20 protein-coding genes are annotated in these 24,914 nt (G+C 71.6%); 9 read left to right on the plus strand and 11 right to left on the minus strand.

Annotated features, from left to right (window positions below):
• Positions 1-53 precede the first annotated feature (53 nt).
• Positions 54-1,256, minus strand: a complete 1,203-nt coding sequence (locus tag OG622_RS39025) for a S8 family peptidase (RefSeq protein ID WP_371581334.1) — start codon at positions 1,254-1,256, stop codon at positions 54-56.
• A 315-nt stretch (positions 1,257-1,571) separates the two neighbouring features.
• On the opposite strand from OG622_RS39025, the gene OG622_RS39030 reads away from it, so the two are divergent.
• Positions 1,572-2,378: an SGNH/GDSL hydrolase family protein gene (locus OG622_RS39030; RefSeq protein WP_371581335.1), complete on the plus strand. Its 807-nt coding sequence runs from the start codon at positions 1,572-1,574 to the stop codon at positions 2,376-2,378.
• On the opposite strand, the gene OG622_RS39035 is transcribed toward OG622_RS39030, so the two are convergent.
• The 4 genes from OG622_RS39035 to OG622_RS39050 all read right to left on the minus strand — a co-directional run bounded on the left by OG622_RS39035 (position 2,362) and on the right by OG622_RS39050 (position 9,139).
• The gene (locus tag OG622_RS39035) at positions 2,362-4,122 is read right to left on the minus strand and encodes a serine/threonine-protein kinase (RefSeq protein ID WP_371581336.1); all 1,761 of its coding nucleotides are present in this window, start codon (positions 4,120-4,122) and stop codon (positions 2,362-2,364) included. The two genes, OG622_RS39030 and OG622_RS39035, sit on opposite strands and share 17 nt — an antisense overlap.
• 60 nt (positions 4,123-4,182) lie before the next feature.
• Positions 4,183-5,991 (minus strand): nickel transporter, encoded by a 1,809-nt coding sequence (locus OG622_RS39040; RefSeq protein WP_371581337.1) that lies wholly within the window; start codon positions 5,989-5,991, stop codon positions 4,183-4,185.
• Positions 5,988-7,481 (minus strand): tetratricopeptide repeat protein, encoded by a 1,494-nt coding sequence (locus tag OG622_RS39045; RefSeq protein ID WP_371581338.1) that lies wholly within the window; start codon positions 7,479-7,481, stop codon positions 5,988-5,990. Before OG622_RS39045 ends, OG622_RS39040 begins: the two co-directional genes overlap by 4 nt.
• Before the next feature lie 137 nt (positions 7,482-7,618).
• Entirely contained in the window at positions 7,619-9,139 is a 1,521-nt protein-coding gene (locus OG622_RS39050; RefSeq protein WP_371581339.1) for a DUF4331 domain-containing protein, read from the minus strand.
• A 265-nt stretch (positions 9,140-9,404) separates the two neighbouring features.
• On the opposite strand from OG622_RS39050, the gene OG622_RS39055 reads away from it, so the two are divergent.
• The 3 genes from OG622_RS39055 (at position 9,405) to OG622_RS39065 (ending at position 11,224) form a co-directional block, all read left to right on the plus strand.
• Entirely contained in the window at positions 9,405-9,947 is a 543-nt protein-coding gene (locus tag OG622_RS39055) for a sigma-70 family RNA polymerase sigma factor (protein ID WP_371581340.1), read from the plus strand.
• A gap of 82 nt (positions 9,948-10,029) precedes the next feature.
• On the plus strand, positions 10,030-10,842 hold the full coding sequence (locus tag OG622_RS39060) for an anti-sigma factor domain-containing protein (protein ID WP_371581341.1): 813 nt from the start codon (positions 10,030-10,032) through the stop codon (positions 10,840-10,842).
• A 115-nt stretch (positions 10,843-10,957) separates the two neighbouring features.
• Entirely contained in the window at positions 10,958-11,224 is a 267-nt protein-coding gene (locus tag OG622_RS39065; protein WP_371581342.1) for a hypothetical protein, read from the plus strand.
• A 39-nt stretch (positions 11,225-11,263) separates the two neighbouring features.
• On the opposite strand, the gene OG622_RS39070 is transcribed toward OG622_RS39065, so the two are convergent.
• The 3 genes from OG622_RS39070 to OG622_RS39080 all read right to left on the minus strand — a co-directional run bounded on the left by OG622_RS39070 (position 11,264) and on the right by OG622_RS39080 (position 14,355).
• Positions 11,264-12,487: a CaiB/BaiF CoA transferase family protein gene (locus tag OG622_RS39070; protein ID WP_371581343.1), complete on the minus strand. Its 1,224-nt coding sequence runs from the start codon at positions 12,485-12,487 to the stop codon at positions 11,264-11,266.
• 120 nt (positions 12,488-12,607) lie between these two features.
• A complete protein-coding gene (locus OG622_RS39075) occupies positions 12,608-13,390 on the minus strand; it encodes an ABC transporter permease (RefSeq protein ID WP_371581344.1) in 783 nt (260 codons plus the stop codon).
• On the minus strand, positions 13,387-14,355 hold the full coding sequence (locus tag OG622_RS39080) for an ATP-binding cassette domain-containing protein (protein ID WP_371581345.1): 969 nt from the start codon (positions 14,353-14,355) through the stop codon (positions 13,387-13,389). The genes OG622_RS39075 and OG622_RS39080 overlap by 4 nt, the downstream gene beginning before the upstream one ends.
• 64 nt (positions 14,356-14,419) lie before the next feature.
• Between OG622_RS39080 and OG622_RS39085 the strand changes: the two genes are divergently transcribed.
• Entirely contained in the window at positions 14,420-15,127 is a 708-nt protein-coding gene (locus OG622_RS39085; protein ID WP_371581346.1) for a TetR/AcrR family transcriptional regulator, read from the plus strand.
• A gap of 36 nt (positions 15,128-15,163) precedes the next feature.
• On the opposite strand, the gene OG622_RS39090 is transcribed toward OG622_RS39085, so the two are convergent.
• Genes OG622_RS39090 through hmgA form a run of 3 tightly spaced genes read right to left on the minus strand, consistent with a single transcriptional unit; the run spans position 15,164 to position 18,475 of the window.
• Entirely contained in the window at positions 15,164-16,360 is a 1,197-nt protein-coding gene (locus OG622_RS39090; protein ID WP_371581347.1) for a type ISP restriction/modification enzyme, read from the minus strand.
• A 12-nt stretch (positions 16,361-16,372) separates the two neighbouring features.
• The gene (locus tag OG622_RS39095; protein WP_371581348.1) at positions 16,373-17,122 is read right to left on the minus strand and encodes a GntR family transcriptional regulator; all 750 of its coding nucleotides are present in this window, start codon (positions 17,120-17,122) and stop codon (positions 16,373-16,375) included.
• Positions 17,123-17,149: 27 nt separating this feature from the next.
• Positions 17,150-18,475, minus strand: a complete 1,326-nt coding sequence (gene hmgA, locus OG622_RS39100; RefSeq protein WP_371581349.1) for a homogentisate 1,2-dioxygenase — start codon at positions 18,473-18,475, stop codon at positions 17,150-17,152.
• A gap of 296 nt (positions 18,476-18,771) precedes the next feature.
• Between hmgA and OG622_RS39105 the strand changes: the two genes are divergently transcribed.
• The 4 genes from OG622_RS39105 to OG622_RS39120 all read left to right on the plus strand — a co-directional run bounded on the left by OG622_RS39105 (position 18,772) and on the right by OG622_RS39120 (position 24,863).
• Entirely contained in the window at positions 18,772-19,389 is a 618-nt protein-coding gene (locus OG622_RS39105; protein WP_371581350.1) for a TetR family transcriptional regulator, read from the plus strand.
• A 239-nt stretch (positions 19,390-19,628) separates the two neighbouring features.
• On the plus strand, positions 19,629-21,884 hold the full coding sequence (locus OG622_RS39110) for a molybdopterin oxidoreductase family protein (RefSeq protein WP_371581351.1): 2,256 nt from the start codon (positions 19,629-19,631) through the stop codon (positions 21,882-21,884).
• A 121-nt stretch (positions 21,885-22,005) separates the two neighbouring features.
• Entirely contained in the window at positions 22,006-23,463 is a 1,458-nt protein-coding gene (locus OG622_RS39115) for a CitMHS family transporter (RefSeq protein WP_371581352.1), read from the plus strand.
• A 98-nt stretch (positions 23,464-23,561) separates the two neighbouring features.
• Positions 23,562-24,863, plus strand: a complete 1,302-nt coding sequence (locus OG622_RS39120) for an MFS transporter (protein ID WP_371581353.1) — start codon at positions 23,562-23,564, stop codon at positions 24,861-24,863.
• The last annotated feature ends 51 nt before the right edge of the window (positions 24,864-24,914 follow it).

Genomic DNA, 24,914 nt, shown 5'->3' on the forward strand with positions numbered 1-24,914 from the left:
GGAGGCGAGGAGCGCCTCCAGGGAAACCTCCGTTCGGAGTCGGGCTGTCGCCGTTACGGGACGATCTGCAGCAGACGGTTCGGGGAACCGGTGCCGGGGCCGGTGACCTTGCCGGTGACGGCGCCGGCGGTCAGGGCCGAGGCGACCTGGGCCGGGGTGGCCGAGGTGTGGCCGGCCAGGTAGACGGCGGCCGCGCCCGCGACGTGCGGGGTGGCCATCGAGGTGCCCGAGATGGTGTTGGTCGCGGTGTCGCTGGTGTACCAGCCGGCCGTGATCGACGAACCCGGGGCGAAGATGTCCAGGACTGCGCCGTAGTTGGAGTAGCTCGCCCGGGCGTCCGTGTTGGTGGTGGCGCCGACCGTGATCGCCGAGGCGACGCGGGCCGGGGAGTACGAGGAGGCGTTGGCGCTGCTGTTGCCCGCCGCGACCGCGTACGTCACTCCACTGGCTATGGAGTTCGCCACGGCCGTGTCGAGCGCGGTGGAGGCGCCGCCGCCGAGCGACATGTTGGCGACCGAGGGGCCGCTGTGGTTCGCGGTCACCCAGTCGATGCCTGCGACGACACCCGCCGTGGTGCCCGAGCCGGCGTTGTCCAGCACGCGCACCGCCACGATCTTCGCCTGCTTGGCGATGCCGTAGGTCGAGCCCGCGATGGTGGACGCCACGTGCGTGCCGTGGCCGTTGCCGTCCTGCGCCACGTTGTCGCCGGAGACCGCGTCGTAGCCGTTGAACGCCCGGCCGCCGAACTGGGAGTGCGAGATGCGCACACCGGTGTCGATGACGTACGCGGTCACGCCGCTGCCCGCGGTGTCCGGGTAGGTGTACGTGCCGGAGAGCGGCAGCGACGCCTGGTCGGAGCGGTCCAGGCCCCACGGGGCGTTGGACTGCGTGGCGTCGGCGGTGAAGACCTGGTTCTGCTCCACGGAGGCGATCGCCGGGTCGGCGGCGAGTCTCTTCGCCTCGGCCGCGGAGAGACTGGCCGAGTAGCCGTTGAGCGCGGACTTGAAGGTCCGCTTCACCGAGCCGCCGTACTCCTCGACCAGGTCCTTGCCCGCGCTCGACGCGGACTTGAGGCCCGCGCTCTTCTTGAGCGTGACGATGTAACTGCCCTTGATCGCGGTGGGGGAGCCGGCCGCGAGCACCTTGCCCTCGGCCGGGGCGGCCTGGGCGGGGAGCGCGGTGAGGCCGCCGAGCAGGGCGGCGGTCGCCATGGTGACGGCGGCGACACGGATGTTGCTGATACGCAGGTGTGCCATTACGAGGGATTCCTCCTCATAGGCGGCGCACGCCCGGGTGGGCGCGCGCCTGTGGGGGTGTGTGTGCGAGCGCGCACTCACGGCCAGGAGCGTCGCGTTCCGCTCGCGGCTGATAAGCAGACTGGGTGATCAAAGGGTGCAGCTCAAGGGAGTTGAGCTGTTGTCATGTTTCTGTCACGCGCGCGAAATCGAACGGGCATGGAACGCGGTGGGTACGTTCTGTTGCGAGAGGGAAAGTATTGACATGAACACTTCCGATCAACACGCGTAGTTGCTACGACGGTTGAGGCAGAGATCCTGCTAAAGGGAGGTTCCATGAGACGTTCCCGACTTACGGCATACATGACCTCACTCCTCCTCGCCGTCGGCGTCGCCCTCACCGGGGCCGCGACGGCGCAGGCGTCCCAACAGGCCGCCGCCACCGGCTATGTGGCGCTCGGCGACTCCTACTCCTCGGGCGTCGGCGCGGGCAGCTACATCTCCTCCAGCGGCGACTGCAAGCGCAGCACGAAGGCCTACCCGTACCTCTGGGCGGCCGCCAACTCACCCTCGTCCTTCAACTTCACGGCTTGCTCGGGCGCCCGAACGGGTGATGTTCTGGCGAGTCAGATGGGACCGCTCGGCGCGGGCACGGGGCTCGTCTCCGTCAGCGTCGGCGGCAACGACGCCGGCTTCGCCGACGTCATGACCACCTGCGTGCTCCAGTCCGACAGCAACTGCCTCTCGCGCATCAACACGGCGAAGGCGTACGTCGACTCGACGCTCCCCGGCCAGCTCGACAAGGTCTACTCGGCGATCAGCGCGAAGGCACCGGCCGCCCATGTGGTGGTGCTCGGCTATCCCCGCTTCTACCGGCTGGGGGGCACCTGCCCCGGCCTCTCCCAGGCCAAGCGGTCCGCCATCAACAACGCGGCCGACTACCTGAACACCGCGATCGCCAAACGCGCCGCCGACCACGGCTTCACGTTCGGCGACGTCCGCTCCGCGTTCACCGGGCACGAACTGTGCTCGGGCAGCGCGTGGCTGCACGGCCTCAGCCTGCTGAACGTGGGTGAGTCGTACCACCCGAAGGCCGCGGGGCAGTCGGGCGGTTATCTGCCGGTGTTCAGGAACGTGGCCTGACGGCCCCGTTCAGGGCTGCCTCGTCGAGGGCTCCGGCCTCGTCGTCGTAGTCGGATTCGGAGTCGCTGTATTCGTCAGGGTTCTCCGAGTCGTCGGAGGGGGAGGTCCCGCCCGTGGTCGGGGCCTCCGTCTCGCACGTCACCGAGAACGCGACGGCGTTGGACGTGACTTTCACCGGGCCGCGGACCTCGACGCTGATCTCGTCCGCGTGGCTCCCGTTCGTCGAGACGACGACCTGGTCCTGCTTGGTCCTGTCGTCGCCGGACGCGAACGACAGGGTCTTCCAGCCGGTGTCATCGACCTCGCCGTTCTTCGCCACCCAGCGGTAGTCGACGTCCACGGGGACGCTGCCCACGGTGAACGTCGCGGTGAAGGTGGGCACCTCGGCGTCCGTCGGCGGGCAGGTGCCGGAGTAGTCGGTGTTCGCGCCCTCGACCCTCACCTCGACCGACTGCGCGGGCGGCTTGCTGGTCGGCTTCTCCTCCGGTGTTCCGGAGGGGGTGTCGCCCTCGTCGCTCGTGGTGCCGCCGCCGGGCTCCTCGCCCGTACCACCGTCGTCCGTCTGGCCATTGGCGCCGCCCACCGTGCCCGCCCCGTTGGTGGGGTTGCCGTCCTGCCCGCCGTTGTCGCGGTTGACCAGGGCGTACGTCAGGCCGGCGATGGCGAAGGCGATCGCCGCGATGCCGGCGACGAGGAAGACGAGGGCCCGGCGGTTGCGGTCCGGCTCGCGGGTCGGCACCGGGGAGGGGCGGGTCGCGGCGGCCGGGACCGGATGAGGCGGGGTCGGCGGCCCGAACTCGTTCGTGCCCGCCCCCCGGCTCGCGCCCGGACCGGGAAAGGCGGCGACCGTCGGGTTGTACGGGGCCGACGCGACCGTGTCGGAGCCCGGGGTGCCTCCCCCGGAGGGGGTACCCCCGGCGCCGATGATCCGCAGGTCCCGCTCGGCCTGGTCGGCGGAGATCCGGCCGGCCGGATCCTTGCGCAGCAGCCCCTCGATCACCGGGGCCAGCGGACCGGCCCGGTGCGGCGGCGGAAGCTCCTCGTCGACGACCGCGCGCAGGGTGCTCAGCGGGGTGTTCTGCCGGAACGGGGAGTTGCCCTCGACCGCCGCGTACAGCAGCACACCGAGCGACCACAGGTCCGACTCGGGGCCGAACGCACGGCCGAGTGCCCGCTCGGGGGCGAGGAACTCGGGGGAGCCGATGACCTCGCCGGTCATGGTCAGCGCCGAGCTGCCCTCGACCGTGGCGATGCCGAAGTCGGTGAGGACGACCCGGCCCTCGTTGGACATGAGCACGTTGGCCGGTTTCACGTCCCGGTGCAGCACCCCGGCCTCGTGCGCGGCGCGCAGCGCGGACAGCACCTCGGCGCCGATGTGCGCGGCGCGCTGCGGGTCGAGCGGGCCCTCGGCGTCCAGGAGATCGGCGAGCGACAGCCCGCGCACCAGCTCCATCACGATCCACGGGCGGCCGTCCTCCATGGCCACGTCGTACACCGTGACGACATTGCGGTTCGCGATCCGCGCCGCCGCCCAGGCCTCCCGCTCCAGCCGGGCGTACATCCGCTCGACGTCGGACACCGCGACACCGCCCGGCGCCCGCACCTCCTTGACGGCGACCTCGCGGTGCAGCACCTCGTCGCGGGCCCGCCACACGGTTCCCATGCCGCCCTCGCCCAGCGGGGTCAGCAGCCGGTAGCGGCCCGCGATCACTCGTTCACTGCGTGGTTCTTCGGACACGGCCATCCCCCGTCACTCGCATCCGCCTGAAATCTCCACTCCGTGCGATTTCTCCGCAAAAGTAGCTCAGCCGAGTGCGGATGTTGCCCCCCTGAACACCAAACCGGCCCCCAGGGCGACGACGAGCAGGGCCGACGCCAGCGGCACGGTGCTGCGCACCAGCGCGGCCGTCGGCCCACCGAGCCGACCCTCGCCCTTGTCCATCACCCGCGTCACCCAGCCGCCCGCCTTCACCACGGCGTACCCGGCCGCCGTCAGCGTGAGCGCCAGCCCGATGCCGTACGCCACCACGAGCAGCAGTCCGAACCACGCCTTGCCCAGCGCCGCCGCCCCGACCAGCACGACCACGGCCGACGGGCTCGGCACCATGCCGCCCGCGAAGCCGAGCAGGATCGTGCCGCGCAGGGTGGGCGCGGTGGGGTGGGTGTGGGTGAAGCCCCCGTGGGTGTGCGTGACACCACCGCCGAAGAGGGAGCGCTTCTGGGCGGGAGCGTGGTCGTGGTCGTGGCTGTGCGGGGCGTCGTGGTCGTGGGAGTGACCGTCGCTGTGGTCGTGGGTGTGAGCCTTGGCCGGTGCGTGGTCGTGGGTGTGGCTCGCGACCGACGCGTGGGTGTGTGTGTGGGTTTCGCCGTGCGCGTGGGTGTGCGAAGGGGCGGCCTGGGCGAGTACGAGCTCCCGGCCGGGCTCGGGCGCGTGGTCGTGCGTGTGGGAGTGCCCGTCCCCGTGGCTGTGGTCGTGCTCATGTCCGTGGGAGTGCCCGTCCCCATGCTGGTGGTCGTGCTCGTGGTCATGACCGTGCTCGTGCGTGTGCCCGGGCCCCTGGGCCTTCGCGTGAGTGAGCGTCAGCTTGCGGTTCAGCCACGCGCGCCGGGCGAGCGTCACCCCCGCGCCCATCACGAACAGGCCGCTCGCGATGCCCAGCCAGGTGATCACGGACGGGGCGGCGGCGGAGCCGGCGAGCACGAGGAGGCCGAGGGCGACGACGCCCAGGGTGTGCGTGACCGTCACGGACGCGGCCATGGGCAGGACGTCACGCATCCGGGCCCGGTCACGGGCGGCGGCCGTCGCGGCCATCAGGGTCTTGCCGTGCCCCGGGCCGAGCGCGTGCATGGCGCCCAGGAACATGGCGATGCCGAAGGCCAGGGTGCCGAAGCCGAGCGTGAGGTCCTGGCTGGAGACCAGGTCGTCGAGGGCCCTGGTCCAGCGGTCCGCGCCACGCGGGAGGATCGAGGCGCCGGGCGCGTCGCTCCGCCGCTCGGCCAGCGCGGGGCCGCCGGGCTTCACCTGGAGGGAGGCCGTCGCGGTGTCCTCCGGCGACTGCAGCAGTTCCTCGGGGTAGTTGGTGAGCCGCTTCGAGACCGACTCCTCGGGCACGTCCGACCCGGTCAGGGTCATCCGGTCGCCCTGAGCGGTGACCTCGCGCCAGCCCGGTCCGGAGTCGACGGCCGCGTGGAAGCGTACGTCGGCGGCGCGGTCCGGCAGCGGAGCCGTCATCCGGCACTCCACGCGGAGCGTCTTCAGCCCCGCCTGGCCCGGCCGTTCCTCGGCCCGGCTCGACCTGAGCGCCACCTCGACGGCACTCCCGTCGACGGTGACCTCGCTGCCCTCGGCGGCCTTCTCGCACCGCTCCCGGGCCCAGTCGTCCACGCCCTGCCGCTCGATGGCGGGCGCGGCCTGGGTCGCCGGGATCTCCGCCAGGTCCTCGACATGGCGGATCCTCAGTTGCCCGGGAGCGGCGACCAGGCCGTCGTACCGGTTGACGGTGAAGTTGCCGAGCGGGTGCGCGCTCGCCGTCCCGGTGGGGACGAGGACGAGTGCGCAGGCGGCCAGGAAGACCGCCGTGCCGGAGGCGAACGCGCGCCGGGGAGAGGTCACTTGGCGGTCTCCAGAGCCTTCAGGGTCTTGCGGGCCTGTGCCGCGCCGAGCGGCGAGAAGCCGGCGTTGAGACCGAGCGCCTCCTTCAGTGAGGCCCTGGCCTTCTTCTGGTCGCCGGCCGCGCTCTCGACCATGCCCCGGTGGTACAGGAACGTCGCGTCCTGGTAGCCGGTGGCGGTGGCGCGGCGGGCGTACGGCAGGGCCTCGTCGTCGCGGCCGTTGACGTGCAGGGCCCAGGCGAGGGCGTCCGCCGTGTGGACCGTCTCCCGGCGTTTCCACTCGGCCTCGGCGGCCCGCAGCGCGGCCTTCTTGTCGCCGTGGTCCGCGGCGGCGAGCGCGGTGTCGAGGTCGGCGTTGACGCCGTTGGACCGGGCGATGGCCGTGTAGGCGTCCACCAGCGCGTACTGGTCGCCCGCCGCGGTCCTGTCGCCCTTCGCCTCGTACAGCTCGCCGAGCACGACGAGCGGTCCCGGCAGCGGATAGGTGGACACGACCTGCTCGAGGCCGCGGATCGCCGCCGCGCTGTCGCCGCTCGCGGCCTGGGCGCGGGCGCGGCCCTCCAGCGCGGGGAGATAGGTGTCGTCGGCGCCGAGTGCGCGCGCGTAATGGTCGAGCGAAGTCTTGTAGTCGCCCTGCCGCCAGGCGAGTTGGCCGAGCTGGGTGGCCACGTAGGCGATGTCGCCCCTTGTGGCCGCCGAGCGCAGGGCCTGCTCCAGGACGCGCCGGGCGGTCTTCACGTCGCCGCGCAGCTCGTACACGTAGGCGTACCGCGTGAACACGGGGATGCCGGGGCGGCGGGTGTCGGCGAGCTTCACCGCCTTCAACGCGTCGTCGTAGCGGCCGAGTTCGACGAGGGCGTCGACGCGGCTGCACAACGCCCGTTCGCTGTACGGGTTCTCCTTGAGCGCCCGGTCCGCGAACCGCAGCGCGTCGCCGAACTCGTGGCGGGCGGCGGCGAGCGCGGCGAGACCCGCGAGCGCCGGGTCGTTCTCCGGCCGCAGCTTCAGCGAACGCCGCAGGGCCTTCTCGGCCTGCGGGTAGCGGGTGGAGTCACCCTTGACGCGGGCCTGCTCGACGTAGGCGAGGCCGAGCGTGGACCAGGAGCCGAAGTCCTTGGGCTGTTCCTTGAGATGGGCCTGGAGCCGCTCGACCGCCGTGTCGAGGTCGCCACCGGCCAGCTGGGCCGCCGAGACGCCCGGCAAGGTCGAGACGGCCACCGTCCGGTTGTCGTCGTCCCTGGCCCCCAGCGCCACGGCGAACCCGGTGAACGCGACGGCCAGCGCGGCCGCGCACGCGGTGAGCCGCAGCAGGCGTCGCCGGGCGGGCTCGGGCGCGGGCCCGCGGTCGGGTTCGGGAGCGGGCTCCGGGCCGGGCTCGGCATCGGACGAAGGGCCGGACTCGGCGATGTCGCGCCGCTCGTCCTCGGGAGTCCCCTCGCCGGGGCGCGGACGCCCGTCCTCCGACGCGTTCTCGTTCGTACGCGGGGACATGCCCTCTCCTCAACATCCTTGCCGAGCGTGGTGGTCGTGAGAGTGGGGCGCGGCCCGCATCGTGGGGGATGGATACGAGCGGGCCGCGCCGGTCTCGGTGAACCGGGCCCTATGGGGGAGGGCCCGGTCGGGGCGGGCTAGTAGTACGCGCGGTCGTTCCGACGGCGCCACCACAGCAGGCCCGAGCCGATGAGCAGGACACCGGCAGCGCCGGCGCCGGCCGAGGCGGCGATCAGCGTGGTGTCGTCGGTGCCGCTCTCGACGCCGGTGCCGATCGCGCTGCGGACGCTGTTCGTGCTGTTGCCCTGGACGGTCTTGCCACGCGAACCGGCCGTCGGCAGACCGACGTACGGGAAGCTCTTGCCGAACTTCTTGTCGTTCTTGTTCACCGCGTCACCCAGGTCGTTGGGTGCGTCGACGAGTTCGCCCTCGACGACCTGCAGCGCGATGTCGATCACGTCGTCGGTGAGCCGGCGTCCGTTCGGGAAGCCCTGGTTGTCGCCGTCCAGCACACCGAGCCGCTTCGGCTTCTTGGTGGGCTCGATGGAGGTGTTGAGGCGCAGCTGCTCCGACGGGGTCACGTGCGGCGGCTGGTTGAGGCCCTCGACGCCCTTGAGGAAGACGTCGACGAGGTCGTTGCGCGGCTCCTTGGGCGCCGGGATCTGGTAGATCGCCTCGATGAGCTTGGGCAGCTCGGGCTCGGTGACGTTCTTCAGGAACTGGCCGTCGTCCACCGGCGAGGAAGCGTTGAACTTGTCCTTGTCCCCGATGGGGTTGACGACCTCGTTCACCAGCGGCATGCCGAGGCGTGACACCTGGTGGTACTGGCCGTCGGCGCCCGCGCGCTGGGTCGTCGACCAGATGCCGACGATCGGCTGGTCCTTGGACTCCACGAGCGCGTCGCTCGGGATCTGCAGGGCGATCGAGTTGACGTTGTAGCCCTTGAGCGTGTCCCGCCCGACCTCGGAGAGGTCACCGCCGTACAGCAGGTCGAAGACGCGCAGGTCCAGGAAGAACGGGTCGTCGGCCTGACCGGCGTACGTCGTCACTCCGCTCGCCGTCTTGTAGACCGCCTCGTCGCGCAGCTTCTTGAAGTTCGGCATCGACGCCTTGCCGACGTTCGACGGCGCCACCCACACATCGTCCGCGAGCTGCGTCTTGGAGACCTCGCGGCGGTTCTTCAGCTTGATGAGCTCGATGTCGTACGTCTGCGTGATGTTCAGGTCCGGGTCGTCGAGGCTCTCCACGACGCCCGTGTTGTACAGGAAGGTCTTGTCGTTCTTCGTCTTCGTCTTGAACGAGTACCGGAAGATCAGGTCTTCCTGCGCGTCGCCGTCCTGGTCGACGCGGATGTCGTACTGCGCGTCCTCGGAGAAGGTGAAGAAGTTCGGTCCGCCCGCCGGCTCCTCGAAGGGGATCCAGTTCGCGATGACCGTCGTCGTGTCCGGGTGGTCCGGGCTGACGAACGCGTACACATCGGTGTTGTCGAACTGGGGCTCCCCCGAGATCAGCGGGGCCTCCCGGTGGCTGGAGGCGGAGGCCGCCCCCGGCTCCAGCACGGTCACGCCGGCGGCTGCGAGCCCACCGGCGGCCAACGAAGCACAGATGAGGGACGCGACGCTCCTGCGTCCCGAGCCGCTCCTGGAAGTAGGTGTCATGCCGTCCGTCCTCTGTCCCAACTTGCCTGACGAACGCCATTCGGAGCGGTCGGCAGGGTGGATTGGTCGAATCCCAAACGTTCTTACGGCGCGTTTGAAAGGTTGTTTCACCGGAGAGCACGATTCGTTGATCCGATGTTCGGATCGGTCGACCGGAGACCCGCGTTTTGGGCAGCCTGATCCGTAACCCCATCCGGAGGTGGGTTGGTTGCGAATGCCCTACGCGCGGGGATGGCCGTGTTCGGCCGGAGGTGAGGGAGAGCGTGTGGAGGCGGACAAGCTTCTGGTCCGGGTGGCCGGAGGCGACCAACGGGCGTTCGAGGAGCTGTACGCAGTGGTGTCCGGCCCGGTGTTCGGGCTGGTCCGCCGGGTCGTGCGCGACCCCGCGCAGTCGGAGGAGGTGACTCAGGAGGTGCTGCTCGAACTCTGGCGTTCCGCGGGCCGGTTCGACCCCGCCCGCGGCAGCGCCCTGTCCTGGATACTCACCCTCGCCCACCGGCGGGCGGTGGACCGGGTGCGCAGCGCCCGCGCCGCCACCGAGCGCGAGCAGCGCGAGGGACGGCGCAACCACCACCCCGCCTTCGACCAGGTCGCCGAGGAGGTCGAGGCCGGACTCGAACGCCAGTGGGTGCGCCACTGCCTGGAGAAGCTCACCACCATCCAGCGCGAGTCCGTCACCCTCGCCTACTACGACGGCTACACCTACCGTGAAGTGGCCGAACGGCTCTCGCTGCCGCTCGGCACGGTCAAGACCCGTATGCGCGACGGACTCACACGGCTGCGCGAATGCCTGGGAGGAGTCGCATGAGCGCCCTGATCGGCCTCGTGGAACCTGAGGCCCCGTTCGGCCGCGCGGCCCGTGGGGCGTGTGTACCGAGGGGAGGCGTGGCATGAGCCTGTTCCGCCGAGAGGACCTCCACTCGCTCGCCGCTCCCTACGCGCTCGACGCCCTGGAACCCGACGAGCGGCGCCGCTTCGAGAAGCACCTGGAGGGCTGCGACCGCTGTCCCGCCGAGGTGCGCGCCCTGTCCGAGGACGCGGTCCGCCTGGCCTGGTCGACGGCCGCTCCGGCGCCCGAGGCGATGCGCGACCGCGTCTTCGCCGCCGTACGCAGCACCCCCCAGGAGAACCGGTCCTGGAGTGCCCAGCCGTCGCGGCAGCAGCATCTGCCGCGGCATGTGTGGGGCACGGAGCCGCCGCCGAAGTCGCGCGCCCGTGCGCCCCGTCTGCGCTCTCTGCTCGTCCCGCTGGCCACGGTCACGGCCGCCGCCGCACTCGTCGTGGCGTCCCTCTTCGCCGTCCAGGCCGACCGCACCCGCGACCAACTGGCCGCCGAGCGCGCACGGGCCAGTGAGATCGCCCACGTTCTCGCCGCGCCGGACGCCCGCGCGAGCAGTGACAGGGACACGGAGGGCCAGGCAATCGGAGTGATCGCTTCCGCCGAGGAGGGGAGCGCGATCGTGACCCTCAGCGGATTCGAGAACCTCCCGAAGAACCGGGTGCACCAGCTCTGGCTCATGCGCCCCGACGTGCAGCCACGCTCCCTGGGTCTCTTCGACGGCGACACGCCCTTGGTCACCAGTGGAATGAACACCGACGCGACGTCACTCGCGGTGACCGTCGAACCCGACGGTGGATCAGCGCAACCCACCAGCCAGCCAGTTGTCCAACTCGCCCTGGAATCGGTTGGATTCGGAGAGTAGTCAACAACCCCGTGACGGGGTAGATGAATACCGGGACCGTGATTCCCGAGTGCTCCAACGGAGCGATATGGTTACGCTGCCCGGGCCGGGTGGACTCGTACGGGTGGGGAGTGACATGGAACAGATAACAGTGCGCAGGGCACGAGTCCCTGCGATCACGTGCGGGAGCAGCGCGACCAGTTCGCGGCTCGACCGCCATCTCTCGGTGCTGGGCGGCCCCGCCGTCCCGCAGCGCGAGGCGGCCGAGGCGACTTCGCTGATGCTCGAGATAACGTCACGTACCCCGCAGGAGCGCAGCAGCCGCAAGGACACGCGCCTCGGCCGGGTCTCGCTGTTCGCACCCCTGAAGAGGCTGCGCCGCTCGCTGTTCGGCAGCCGCTAGCACCACAGCACCAAGGGCTTTCCCGCAGGAGGCCCGCGTTCAGGCGACCACACCGTCCCGGCGCAGCGCTGCGATCTCTTCGTCCGTCATCCCCGCGGCACGGAGCAGCGACCCGGTGTGCTCCCCGAGCGCGGGCACCGCACCCATCCGCGCCTCGTCCCCGCCCGGCAGCGTGATGGGCGGCAGCAGTGACCTGAGCGGCCCCACCGGCGAGTCCACTTCCCGCCACCGGTCCCGGGCCGCCAGTTGCGGATGCTCCGCCACCTCCGTGACGTCCCGCAGCCGCGCGCAGGCGATCCCCGCCGCCTCCAGCCGCGCCAGCGCCGCGTCGGTGTCCAGCACCCCGAGCGCCTTCGCGACCAGCTCGTCCGTACGCTCCCGGCGCTCCACCCGCGCCGGATTTGTCGCGAACTCCGGATCGTTCGCCAACTCCGGCCGCCCCAGCACCTGTTCGGCGAGCCGCCGCCACTCCCGGTCGTTCTGCACCGACAGCAGCACCCGCCCGCCGTCCGCCGTCGGATAGGCGTCGTACGGCGCGATCACCGCGTGCCCGAGCCCCGTCCGCGCCGGCGCGCTCCCGCCGTGCATCGTGTGGTGCAGCGGATGCCCCATCCACTCGGCCAGCGCCTCCAGCATCGACACCTCCACCGGCCCGCCCCGCCCGGTCGTTCCCCGCCGGACCAGCGCCGCGAGCACCCCCGAGAACGCGTACATCCCGGCGGCGATGTCCGCCGCCGGGATGCCCGCCTTCACCGGCTGCTCCGGCGTCCCCGTCACCGACACCAGACCGGCCTCGCACTGCACGAGCATGTCGTAGGCCCGCTTGTCCGCGTACGGCCCCGACGCCCCGTAGCCCGAGATGTCCACCGCGACGAGCCGGGGGTGCGCGGCGCACAGCGTGGCAGAGTCCAGGCCAAGGCGGGCCGCCGCGCCGTGCGCGAGGTTCTGCACGAACACGTCCGCGTCCGCCACCAGCCGCCGTACGACGGCCAGGCCGCGCGGGTCCTTCAGATCCAGGGCCAGGGACTCCTTGCCCCGGTTGCACCATACGAAGTGCGAGGCCAGGCCCCGGGCGGCGGTGTCGTAGCCGCGGGCGAAGTCGCCGCCGTCCACCCGCTCGACCTTGATGACCCGCGCGCCGAGGTCGGCGAGCTGCCGGGTGGCGAAGGGTGCCGCGACGGCCTGCTCGACGGCGACGACGGTGATGCCGTCGAGGGGCAGGGGATCACCGGTGCGGGGGAGTGGACGCATGCCGTGGATCATGTCCCCGCCGGGGCGCCGTTGTCACCGGGGCGTGCCGAGCGTCACGTGCCCCCGGCCCCGCCCCGGCTCACGTGCCCCCGGCTCACCTGGTTCCGGCCCGTCCCCCGAACGGGCCGGAGGTCACTTGGGCCCGGCGGCGTACGTGCGGACCGCGAGCGGCACGAACACCGCGAGCAGGACGGCGCACCAGAGCAGCGACCCGGCGACGGGATGGGTGACCGGCCAGGTGCCTCCCTCCGGCACGGGCGCGTTCCCGAAGAGGTCGCGCAGGGCCGTGGCGACCGCGCTGATCGGGTTCCACTCGGCGACCGTGCGCAGCCAGCCCGGCAGACCCTCGGTCGGGATGTAGGCGCTGGACAGCAGCGGCAGCAGGAAGGTCGCACCGCCCAGCTGACCGGCCGCCTCCTCGTTGCGGGTCAGGAGGCCCAGGAAGATGCCGATCCACACGGCCGCGAACCGGAACAGCAGCAACAGCCCGAACGCGCCGGCCGCCGCGAGCGCGCCCCCCTCGATCCGCCAGCCCACCGCGAGCCCGACCAGCAGGAACGGCACCGTCCCGGCTGCCGTGACGACCACGTCCGCCAGCGCCTGACCCAGGGGCACGGCCGCCCGGCTCATCGGCAGGGTGCGGAAGCGGTCCATCACGCCCCGGTGTGTGTCCCCCGCGGCCTGGAACATGCCGGTCATGATCCCGCCGGCCGCGGTCGCCACCAGCAGACCGGGCACCAGGAACCGCCGGTACTCCTCGCCCGGTACGGCCAGGGCGCTGCCGAAGACGTACCCGAAGAACAGCAGCATCGAGATGGGCATGGTCTGGGTGAGGATCAGCAGCCCCGGGTTGTTGCGGACCCGCCGCAGCTGCCGGCCCAGCATCGCCGTGCCGTCGTACGCCAACGCGTTCATGCCGCACGCTCCTTGAGGTCGGTCCGGTCGGCGACGGTGCCCTGGGTGAGGCGGAGGAACACGTCGTCGAGGGTCGGCGGACGCAGACTCGCGTCGAGCAACGGCACGCCCGCCGCGTCGAGTTCACGCACCAGCCGGGGGAGCGTGAGCGTCGGGTCGAGCGTGACCGCGCCGACCGCGTGCCGCTCGTGGTCGAACGAGGGCTGCGCTCCGGTGAGTTGGTCGAGAACGCCGGCCGCCCCGGTCATCGCGTCCGCGTGGGCGACGACGACCTCCGCGTACGAGCCGACCAGCGCCTTGAGTTGGGGCGGCGAGCCGCTGTGCGCGATCCGGCCCCGGTCCATCAGGACGATCCGGTCGGCGAGTTGATCGGCCTCCTCCAGATACTGCGTGGTCAGCAGCACGGTCGTCCCCTCCGCTTTCAGAGCGCGCACGGCGTCCCAGATCTGGTTGCGGCTGACCGGGTCGAGCCCGGTGGTGGGTTCGTCGAGGAAGAGCACCGCCGGGTGCCGGATGAGACTGGCCGCCAGGTCGAGGCGGCGGCGCATACCGCCCGAGTAGGTGGAGGCCGGCCGGTCGGCGGCCCCGGTCAGGCCGAAACGGTCGAGGAGCTCGCCCGCGCGGGCCGCCGTGTCGCGGACGCGGTGCAGCCGTGCGAACAGCCGCAGGTTCTGCCGCCCGGTGAGGTCGCCGTCGACCGACGCGTACTGCCCGGTCACTCCGATCGCCCGCCGGACCGCGTCCGGCTCCCGCACGAGGTCGTGGCCCGCCACCCGAGCGGAGCCCGCGTCCGGCCGCAGCAGCGTCGCCAGCAGCCGTACGGCCGTCGTCTTGCCCGCCCCGTTCGGGCCGAGCATCCCGACCACCGTGCCCTCCGCCACGGCCAGATCGAGGCCGCGCACGGCGTGGACGTCTCCGAAACTCTTCTCCAGACCCTCACTAAGTACAGCGTACGTAGTAGTCATGGGTCGACCATAGCGCATTACGTACGCTGTACGTAACTAGGATGGTGGCCAGAGGTGATGATCGATGGCTGGCCGAGCGGCCGAACCCGAAGTGATCTGGGCGCGCGCCGAGCGCACCGGCCGAGGCCCGAGGCCCGCGTTCAGTCGCGCGGACATCGCGGCGGCGGCCGTGCGGCTCGCCGACGCGGGCGGTCTCGACGCCGTGTCCATGCGGCACGTCGCGGCCGAGCTGGGCTGCGGCACGATGTCGCTGTACAACTACGTGCCGCGCAAGGAGGACCTGTACGAGCTGATGGTCGACGCGGTCGGCGGTGAGCACGAGCTGTGGGAGCCGAGCGGGGACTGGCGCGCCGACATGCGGCGGGTGGCCCACCAGACGCGGGACCTGCTGCGCCGGCACCCCTGGATGCCGCGGCTGATGTCGCCGGTCTACGGGTTCAGCCCCAACGCGATGCGGTACCTGGAGCACTGCATGGCCTGCATGGATCCGCTCGACGCGCCGTACGGGGCGAAGATGCAGCTCCTGGGGATGCTGAACGGGTGTGTGACGACGTACGTCGCGAATGAGCTGGCGGCCGCTGAGCGCGTGCGCTCATTGCCGTGGTCGGAGGAGCAGGAGAACGCGGTGCGGATCGCCTACCTGGGCAGTCGGATCGCGTCCGGGGAGTTTCCCAGGCTGGCCGCGGCGTTCATGGAGGATTCGGGGCCGATCGATCTTGAGCAGGTGTTCGAGTGGATGCTCGGCAGGGTGCTGGACTCGTTCGCGCCGTAGGGCCCCGAAGACGGGGAAGCCTTGTGCCCGGCCCTCTCACAGCAGCGTGAACTGGCCCTCCGGGCCCTCCTCGTGGTGGTCCAGTACCGAGGCGGGCCGGCGCGCCGACTCCGGGACCGGGAGTACGCCCGCCTCGCGCAGGTCGGCCGCCGTGATCGGCCGGTCGACCGTCAACTCGGCCCGGCCCGGCCCCAGTTCCGCCAGCAGTGCCAGCACGGTGATCAGTTCCAGCAACTCCGACGTCCAGGTCTGCGGCCAGGTCGTCGGGCGGACGGCCTCCAGCGTGCCCGGCTCCGCCTGTTCCGTTCTGCGGCCGAACCACTCCTCCAGGACGCGGACGCCCCCGACGCGGAAGTCCCAGGCCTCGGACGGTACGGGGGAGATGCGGCCCTCGTCGACGAGCAGGGTCTCCTCGTCGCGGTCGTAGACGACCTCGACGGGGCGGGAGGGGAGCGGGGAGCGGACGTAGGGGCGGCGGCCGCCGGGGAGTTTGGGGCGGTCGCCGTCGCGGCGCATGAGCCAGAGGGTGCGGCGGCCCAGCTCGACACCGTGGGACCAGGCTTCGGGGTCGGTGGGCAGCGGGACCTCGACGCGGTTCGGGCCGGGGCGCGCGGCCACCAGGATCCAGCCGAGGACGTCCACGGGATCGACGGGGGCGGTGCCGAGGCGTTCGCCGACGTACTCCGGCAGACCGGGTGCGAGGTTCGGCTCCCGTCCGCCCGGCCGTCGGTACAGGGGGCGGACGCGGCCGACGCGCGGGCCGTGGGGCGGGGACAGGGGCAGGACGGGGGAGGCGAGGAGGACGGGGCCCGACGACGCCTCCGGGGCCGCCGTCTGCTCGACGACGAAGATCTGCCGCTCGTCCGCCACGCGCCACAGCTCGGGGCGGGCGGCATCGATCAGGCGGTGGTCGGGGATGAGCCACTGCTCGTCGAACGGGGCGGCCAGGATCCGTACCGGCTCGGGGCAGGGGCCCGACTCACGGGCCAGCCGGCCGGTGCCGCTGGACTGGCCCGGCAGCTGGGTCACCGCCGAGGCCAGGGTGCGGGAGCGGGTGGGGGCGAAGAGGGCTTCGCGGTCCGGGCCCTCGGCCTTCACCAGGGCGTCCCAGCGGGCCTTCAGGGCGGCCGCGTCGGGGGCCGCCGGCCACCCCCGGCCCAGCCGTGGCGGTGCGACGGACCACGGCATGAGGTCCGCGAGCAGCGGAGCGTCGTCGGGCGTCACGTCGGGCATCGTAAGGCCTCGTCAGTGGGCGTCGAGGGTCACGGTGAACGAGAAGCGGTCGCCGCGGTAGTGGATGACCGCCACGTCGAGGACGCGGCCGGAGTCGTCGTAGGTGACGCCCGTGTAGTGAAGGATCGGGCTGAGCAGGGGGACCTGGAGGAGCCGGGCCGTCTCCGGGTCGGCGATGCGGGCCTCGACGGTGTCGGTGATCCGACCGATGGCCACGCCTACGACATCACGGAGAACCTTGGTCATGGGCCAGCGGAGCAGGTCGTCGCGGTCGATGCGTTCGGCCAGCTCGGGGCGGACGTAGTTGCGGGCGTGGTTGGTGGGCTCGCCCGTCCGCTCGTCACCGCGCAGCCGGTGGTACGTGGCCACCTCGGTCAAGTCGGGGAAGTACTCCGAGAGTTCACCCGACAGGGGGGTGCTGCCCTGGTCCAGCAGCTCGGTCGTCATGCCCGACTGCTGGGCCACGATCGCGTCCACCGAGCCGAGCAGCCGCACCGGAGAGCCCCGCTGCGCGCTCGGCTCGATGAAGGTGCCGCGCCGGCGGTGCCGGCTGATCAGCCCCTCGACCTCCAGCTCCTTCAGCGCCTGCCGCATGGTCAGCACACTCACCCCGTAGTGCCCGGCCAACTGCTCCTCGGTGGGCAGCCGCAGGGGATCCCGGGGCGTTCGGCCCAGTATCGAGGCGCGCAGGGACTGCGACACCTGATACCAGAGCGGCAGTTTGCGGTTCAGGACGATCGAGTCCGGAGCGAAAGAGGTCACGACGTATCCGTACCCGGCGTCGCGTGTTCAGTGCAACGGGCCGAAGTGGCGCTGGAGCCCGGACCACACGTCGTCGTACCCCTGCTGCAGGTGCTCCGCGCGGGCTGCCTGCGCGGTCGTGAGGATCGGCCAGCGCGTCTCGAACATGAAGGCGAGCCCGTCGTCGACCCGCTGCGGCTTCGGTTCCGCCGCGCTCGCCCGGTCGAAGGTCTCCCGGTCCGGGCCGTGCGCCGACATCATGTTGTGCAGCGAACCGCCACCGGGCACGAACCCCCCTTTTCCAGCGGTCTTCGCGTCGTACGCGCCCTCGATCAGGCCCATGTACTCGCTCATCACGTTCCGGTGGAAGTACGGCGGCCGGAACGTGTCCTCGCCGACCAGCCAGCGCGGCGCGAAGACGACGAAGTCCACCCCGGCCAGGCCGGGGGTGTCGCTCGGCGACGTCAGCACCGTGAAGATCGACGGGTCCGGATGGTCGTACGAGATCGTCCCGATGACGTTGAAACGGCGCAGGTCGTAGACGTACGGCGTGTAGTTGCCGTGCCAGGCGACCACGTCGAGGGGGGAGTGGTCGTAGACGGCCGTCCAGAGGTTGCCGCAGAACTTGTTCACCACCTCCAACGGGCCCTCGACGTCCTCGTACGCGGCCACCGGCGCCCGGAAGTCACGGGCGTTCGCGAGGCCGTTGGCGCCGATCGGGCCGAGGTCGGGGAGGCGGAAGGGGGCGCCGAGGTTCTCGCAGACGTAGCCGCGGGCGGGGCCGTCCAGCAGGTCGACGCGGAAGCGGACGCCCCGGGGGATCAGGGCGACCTCGCCGGGCTCGACGTGGAGCCGGCCGAACTCCGTGCGCAGGAGGAGGCCGCCGCGCTCCGGGACGATCAGGAGTTCGCCGTCCGCGTCACTGAAGACCCGCTCCATGGCGGAATTGGCGTGATACAGGTGCACGGCCATGCCCGTGCGCTGGGCCGCGTCGCCGTTGCCGCCGAGCGTCCACAGGCCGCCGAGGAAGTCGGTGCCCGCCGGGGGCTCCGGAAGGGGGTCCCAGCGGAGGCGGTTGGGGTCGGGAACCGTCTCGGTGAAGGGGGCCGTGCGCAGAGTCCCGCTGTCCGTGCGCGTGAAGGCGGGGTGGGCGGCCGAGGGGCGGATCCGGTAGAGCCATGAGCGGCGGTTGTGGGACCTCGGTTCGGTGAACGCGGTGCCGCTGAGCTGCTCCGCGTACAGGCCGAGCGGGGCGCGCTGCGGGGAGTTGCGGCCGTGCGGCAGTGCGCCCGGGACCGCCTCCGAGGCGTGTTCGTTGCCGAAACCGGAGAGGTAGTCCAACCCCTCGGCCGTCTTCCTCGCGTCCCCGCTCATGCCCGCTCCCTCGCGCTCCTAATTCCTATGCTTAACCGTAGGATTCGGCCGGGGCGGGCGCAAGGGGACAGGACGACAACCGGACGCGACGGGACGTCGGCAGATCGGGTGCATCGGGCGGAGAGGGAGAACCGGAACGGGAGGGGATCCGTCCTGTCAGTGCGGTGCTTTAGTCTCCCGGCAGGCCGTGGACGTGCGGATGTTCGCCGTCCGTCGTGCTCGGCGGCTGAGCGGGAGCGGCGGCACCGGCCGTACTGATATTCGGAAGGCTCATCGGACCTCGGCGGAAAGGCATCATGAAGCCCGTGTCCCAGGCGACCTCCCTGCGCCGCGCACCCGTGCAGCGGCGCAGTGCCGAACGACTGACCAGGATCCTCGACGCCTGCGCCGACCTCCTCGACGAGGTGGGCTACGACGCGCTGAGCACCCGCTCCGTGGCGTTGCGGGCGGGTGTGCCCATCGGTTCCGTCTACCGCTTCTTCGGCAACAAGCGCGCGATGGCCGACGCGCTCGCCGAGCGCAACCTGAACCGCTTCACCGACCGTGTCACCCGCCGCCTCCAGGCGACGGGCGGCCGGGACTGGCGTACCACCATGGACGCCGTCCTCGACGAGTACCTCGACATGAAGCGCAACACCCCCGGCTTCGCCCTCATCGACTTCGGTAACCAGATCCCGGTCGGCGGCAACCGTCAGGAACCCAACCACCGCGTCGCCGACCGGCTGTCCGAACTGCTCTCCGTGTTCATCGACCGCACCCCCGACGAGGACCTCCGCCGCACCTTCCTCATCGCCGTGGAGACCGCCGACACCCTCGTCCACCTGGCCTTCCGGGTCTCCCCGGAGGGTGACGCGCGGATCATCCAGGAGATGCGGGAGCTGCTGCGGGCCTACCTCGCGCGCGTGCTGGACTGACGCCGGGGCCGGTCAGGGAGCCAACTGTCCGAGCCGGGGCGAGGGCCGTCCGGCCCCGCCCCCGGCCGGGGCGACCGGCAACGCGACCCGGCTACGGTCACGCGAATTTCCGAGAAGATCCCGGGCCGCCCCTCCCCGCGATGCATACCGGTCGGTATGCTCAGCGTCGGTGCCGTGCGCCTCCACAGGCGCGGCCCCCGTCCGAGCGTCACCGTCGCCGCCGCCCTTCCGGAGGACCCGTGTCCACCACCACCGACTCCCGCACCGCCCTGCGTATCTGCCCCCTCTGCGAGGCCACCTGCGGACTCACCCTCACCATCGAGGGCACCCGGGTGACCAAGGCGCGCGGTGACCGGGACGATGTGTTCAGCAAGGGCTTCATCTGCCCGAAGGGCGCCTCCCTGGGCGCGGCCGACGGGGACCCGGACCGGCTGCGCACCCCGCTGGTCCGCAGGGACGGCGAACTGCGGGAGGCCACCTGGCAGGAGGCCTTCGACGCCGTCGCCGCCGGGATCCGGCCCGTCGTCGAGGCCCATGGACCGAACGCCGTCGGTCTCGTCTTCGGCAACCCGAACGTGCACACCGTGGCCGGCGGCCTCTACCCGCCGCTCCTCGTCGGCGGCCTCGGCACCCGCAGCATGTTCAGCGCCTCCACGGTCGACCAGATGCCCAAGCACGTCTCCAGCGGACTGCTCTTCGGCGACGCCAACGCCATCCCCGTGCCCGACCTCGACCGCACCGACCACCTGCTGCTCCTCGGCGCCAACCCCCTGGAGTCCAACGGCAGTCTGTGCACCGCGCCCGACTTCCCCGGCAAGCTCAAGGCCCTCAAGGCGCGCGGCGGCACCCTCACCGTCGTCGACCCGCGCCTGACCCGCACGGCCAAGCTCGCCGACCGGCACGTGGCGATCCGCCCCGGCACGGACGCGCTGCTGCTCGCGGCGATGGCGTACGTCCTCTTCGAGGAGAACCTCGTCGACCTCGGGGACCTCGCCCCGCATGTGCGAGGGGTCGAGGAACTCGGCGCCACCGTAAAGGAGTTCACACCCGAAGCGGTCGCCGGGGCCTGTGACGTCGACGCCGGGACCATCCGCGCGCTCGCCCGCGAACTGGCCGCCGCGCCCACCGCCGCCGTATACGGCCGCATAGGCAGCTGCACCGTCCCGCACGGTACCCTCGCCAGCTGGCTGGTCGACGTGCTCAACATCCTCACCGGCAACCTCGACCGGCCCGGCGGTGCCCTCTTCCCGCAGTCCGCGACCGACAGGACACCCCGGCCCGCCGGGCCCGGCCACGGCTTCGCGCTCGGCCGCTGGCACAGCCGGGTCAGCGGCCACCCCGAGGCCAAGGGCGAACTGCCGCTGTCCGCGCTCGCCGAGGAGATCGACACCGCCACCGCCGAGGGCAGCCCGATCCGCGCCCTCATCACGATCGCCGCCAACCCCGTGCTCTCCGCACCCGACGGCGACCGCCTCGACAAGGCGCTCGGCTCCCTGGACTTCATGGTCAGCGTCGACCCCTACCTGGGCGAGACCGCCCGCCACGCCGACGTCGTCCTGCCGCCGCCCCCGCCCTCCCAGGCCCCGCACTACGACTTCGCGCTCAACACCCTGGCCGTACGCAACCAGGTCCGCTACAACCGTGCCGCCGTCCCCCTGGAGGACGGCCGCATGTCCGAGACGGAGATCCTCGCGCGGCTCGTCCTCGCCGCCACCGGCATGCACGGCGCCGACCCCTCCGCCGTCGACGACCTGGTCATCGGCCAGACCCTGGGCAAGTCCGTGAAGGAGGCCCACTCACCCGTCCACGGTCGCGACCCCAAGGAGCTCGCCGCACAGTTGACGGGCACGGGCGGCCCCGAGCGCCGGCTCGACATGATGCTGCGCCTCGGCCCGTACGGCGACGGCTTCGGCGCCGACCCGGACGGGCTGACCCTCGCGAAGCTGCTCGCCCACCCGCACGGCATCGACCTCGGGCCGCTGAAGCCGCGTCTGCCGCAGCCGCTGAAGACGGTGAGCGGCAGCATCGAACTGCTGCCGCAGCCGATCGTCGACGATCTGCCGAGGCTCCGCACCGCCCTGCGGGAGCGCCCCGACGGCCTCGTCCTCATCGGCCGCCGCCATCTGCGGTCCAACAACAGCTGGCTGCACAACATCCCCGCCCTCACCGGCGGCACCAACCGCTGCACCCTGCACATCCACCCCGACGACGCCGGCCGTCTCGGACTGGCCGACGGCGACGCCGTACGGATCAAGGGCGCCGGGGGAGAGGTCACCGCTCCCGTCGAGGTCACCGACGTCGTACGACCCGGCGTCGTCAGCCTTCCGCACGGCTGGGGACACGACCGTCCGGGCACCCGCATGAGCCACGCGGCGATCGACCCCGGCGTGAACGTCAACCAGCTCCTCGACGGCTCGCTGCTCGACCCGCTTTCCGGCAACGCGGTCCTCAACGGCATCCCCGTCGACCTCGTCCCAACAGGCGCAACGCTGTGACCTGGAGTTCTGCTCTTATTGCTCGCATGTCAACGTCTTGTTAAGACTTGCGGGGCCGCCCTAACGTCGTCGCACCGCCGGTGCCCTGGTGGGAGTTCAAGGGCGAACGTTAGGTATCCACATGTTGACCATCCTCGGCTTCGCCATGATCGCGACCTTCCTGGTCCTGATCATGATGAAGAAGATGTCGCCGATCGCGGCACTCGTACTGATCCCCGCGCTCTTCTGCGTGTTCGTCGGAAAGGGAGCCCATCTCGGCGACTACGTCATCGAGGGGGTGGGCAACCTCGCGCCCACCGCCGCGATGCTGATGTTCGCCATCGTCTACTTCGGCCTCATGATCGACGTCGGTCTCTTCGACCCGATCGTCCGAGGCATCCTGAAGTTCTGCAAGGCCGACCCGCTGCGCATCGTCGTCGGCACGGCCCTGCTCGCCGCGATCGTCTCCCTGGACGGCGACGGCTCGACCACCTTCATGATCACCGTCTCGGCGATGTACCCGCTGTACAAGCGCCTGAAGATGAGCCTGGTCGTGATGACCGGTGTCGCCGCCACCGCCAACGGCGTGATGAACACGCTGCCCTGGGGCGGCCCGACCGCCCGCGCCGCCACCGCGCTCAAGCTCGACGCCGCCGACATCTTCGTCCCGATGATCCCGGCGCTCCTCGTCGGCCTGCTCTTCGTCTTCGTCCTGGCCTACGTCCTCGGCCTGCGGGAGCGCAAGCGCCTCGGCGTCCTGAGCCTCGACGAGGTCCTGGAGCAGGAGAAGATCGTCAAGGACGAGGAGGAGTCCGAGTCCGAGGAGACCGTGCTCGTCGGCGCGGGCGCCGCGTCCTCCGCCGCCGGCTCCGGCGACGACAAGGGCCGTACGACGAAGACCACCGGCGGAGCGGGCTCCGGCACCGACTCCGAGGACGACGACGAGGACGACGCCCGCCTCCAGGGCCTCGACCCCAACCGCCCGACGCTGCGCCCCAAGCTGTACTGGTTCAACGCGCTGCTCACGGTCACGCTGCTCACCGCCATGATCATGGAGTTGCTGCCGATCCCGGTGCTGTTCATCCTCGGCGCCGCGCTCGCCCTGACCGTCAACTTCCCCCATATTCCCGACCAGAAGGCCCGGCTCGCCGCCCACGCCGACAATGTCCTCAACGTCTCCGGCATGGTCTTCGCCGCCGCCGTCTTCACCGGCGTCCTCCAGGGCACCGGCATGGTCGACTCGATGGCCAAGTGGATCGTCGACGGCATCCCGGCCGGCATGGGCCCGCACATGGCCCTCGTCACCGGCTTCCTGAGCCTGCCGCTCACCTACTTCATGTCCAACGACGGCTTCTACTTCGGCGTCCTCCCGGTCCTCGCCGAGGCCGGCGCCGCCCACGGGGTCTCGCCGCTGGAGATCGCCCGCGCCTCCCTGGTCGGCCAGCCGCTGCACATGTCCAGCCCGCTGGTGCCCGCCGTGTACGTCCTCGTGGGTATGGCGAAGGTCGAGTTCGGCGACCACACGAAGTTCGTGGTGAAGTGGGCGGCGGCGACCTCGCTGATCGTCCTCGGCGCCGGCGTGCTGTTCGGCATCATCTGAACCGTGGAACCCGACTCCCTCGAACCGGAGCGAAGCTCCCGGGAACCGCGTGAACTTCCCTCGAATCGGCGTGAACTTCCCCCAGGAGGACCCGCATCGTGAGGCCCGGCAGGAACCGCGGCTGGCTGCTCCGCCTCGTCATCGCCTTCAGCTTCGCGCAGGGGGCGGTGTCGATGGCCCGGCCCGCCGTGTCCTACCGGGCCCTCGCGCTGGGTGCCGACGAGCGCGCGATCGGGGTGATCGCGGGGGTCTACGCCCTGCTCCCGCTGTTCGCCGCCGTCCCGCTCGGCCGCAGGACCGACCGGGGCCGGTGCGCGCCCCTGCTGCCCGTGGGCGTCGTCCTCATATCCGGCGGCTGCGTCATGAGCGGCCTGGCGAACTCGCTGGTGGCGATGGCCGTGTGGAGCGGGGTGATGGGCCTCGGGCACCTCTCCTTCGTGATCGGCGCCCAGTCGCTGGTGGCCCGCCAGTCCGCGCCGCACGAACACGACCGCAACTTCGGCCACTTCACCATCGGCGCCTCCCTCGGCCAACTCGTCGGCCCGATCGCCGCGGGCGCCCTGATCGGCGGCTCGGACATGGTCCGCACGAGCGGCCTGGCCCTGGTGGTGGCGGGCGCCGGGGCGGCGGTCTCGTTCACCTCGCTGTGGCGGATAGAGCGCCCGGTCGAGCCCAAGTCCCGTACGGCACAGGGCGAGCGGGTGCCCGTGCACCGCATCCTGCGCACCCGGGGAGTGCCGGGCGGCATCTTCATCAGCCTCGCCGTACTGTCGGCCACGGACATCCTCACCGCCTATCTGCCGGTGGTCGGGGAGCACCGGGGCATCGCGCCCGCGGTGATCGGCGCCCTGCTGAGTCTGCGCGCGGCGGCGACCATCGCGTGCCGTCTGGTGATGACGCCCATGCTGCGACTGCTGGGCCGGACCGCGCTGCTCACCGTCACCTGTGTGCTTGGCGCCGTGCTGTGCGCCGGGATCGCGCTGCCCGTGCCGGTGTGGGCGCTGGCCCTGATACTCGCCGCCCTCGGGTTCTGCCTCGGGGTGGGACAGCCGCTGTCCATGACGACGGTGGTGCAGGCCGCGCCGGACGAGGCCCGGTCCACCGCCCTCGCGCTGAGGCTGACGGGAAACCGGCTCGGGCAGGCCGGGGCACCCGCCGCCGCCGGCCTGATCGCCGGTGTCGCGGGCGTGGCCGCGCCGTTCGTGATGCTCGGCGCACTGCTGCTGGTGTCGTCGGGCATCGCCCTGCGCTCACCGGCACAGCCCGGGCAGCGGAGCGGCAGGCCTGGCAAGGGCAAGGGCAAGGGCAAGGATGGGGGCGAGGACGGGGACGAGGGGAAGGGGGACGGGAAGGGCCGCCCTCGGCCCGGTGTGCCCCTGGGCCGGAAGAGGGATATCTGAGGGTTGTCCGACGGGTCGTCGGGCGTGGCTCCCTCTCGGCCCCGTGTGATG

It is taken from the genome of Streptomyces sp. NBC_01314 (genome assembly GCF_041435215.1).
GTDB lineage: Bacteria > Actinomycetota > Actinomycetes > Streptomycetales > Streptomycetaceae > Streptomyces.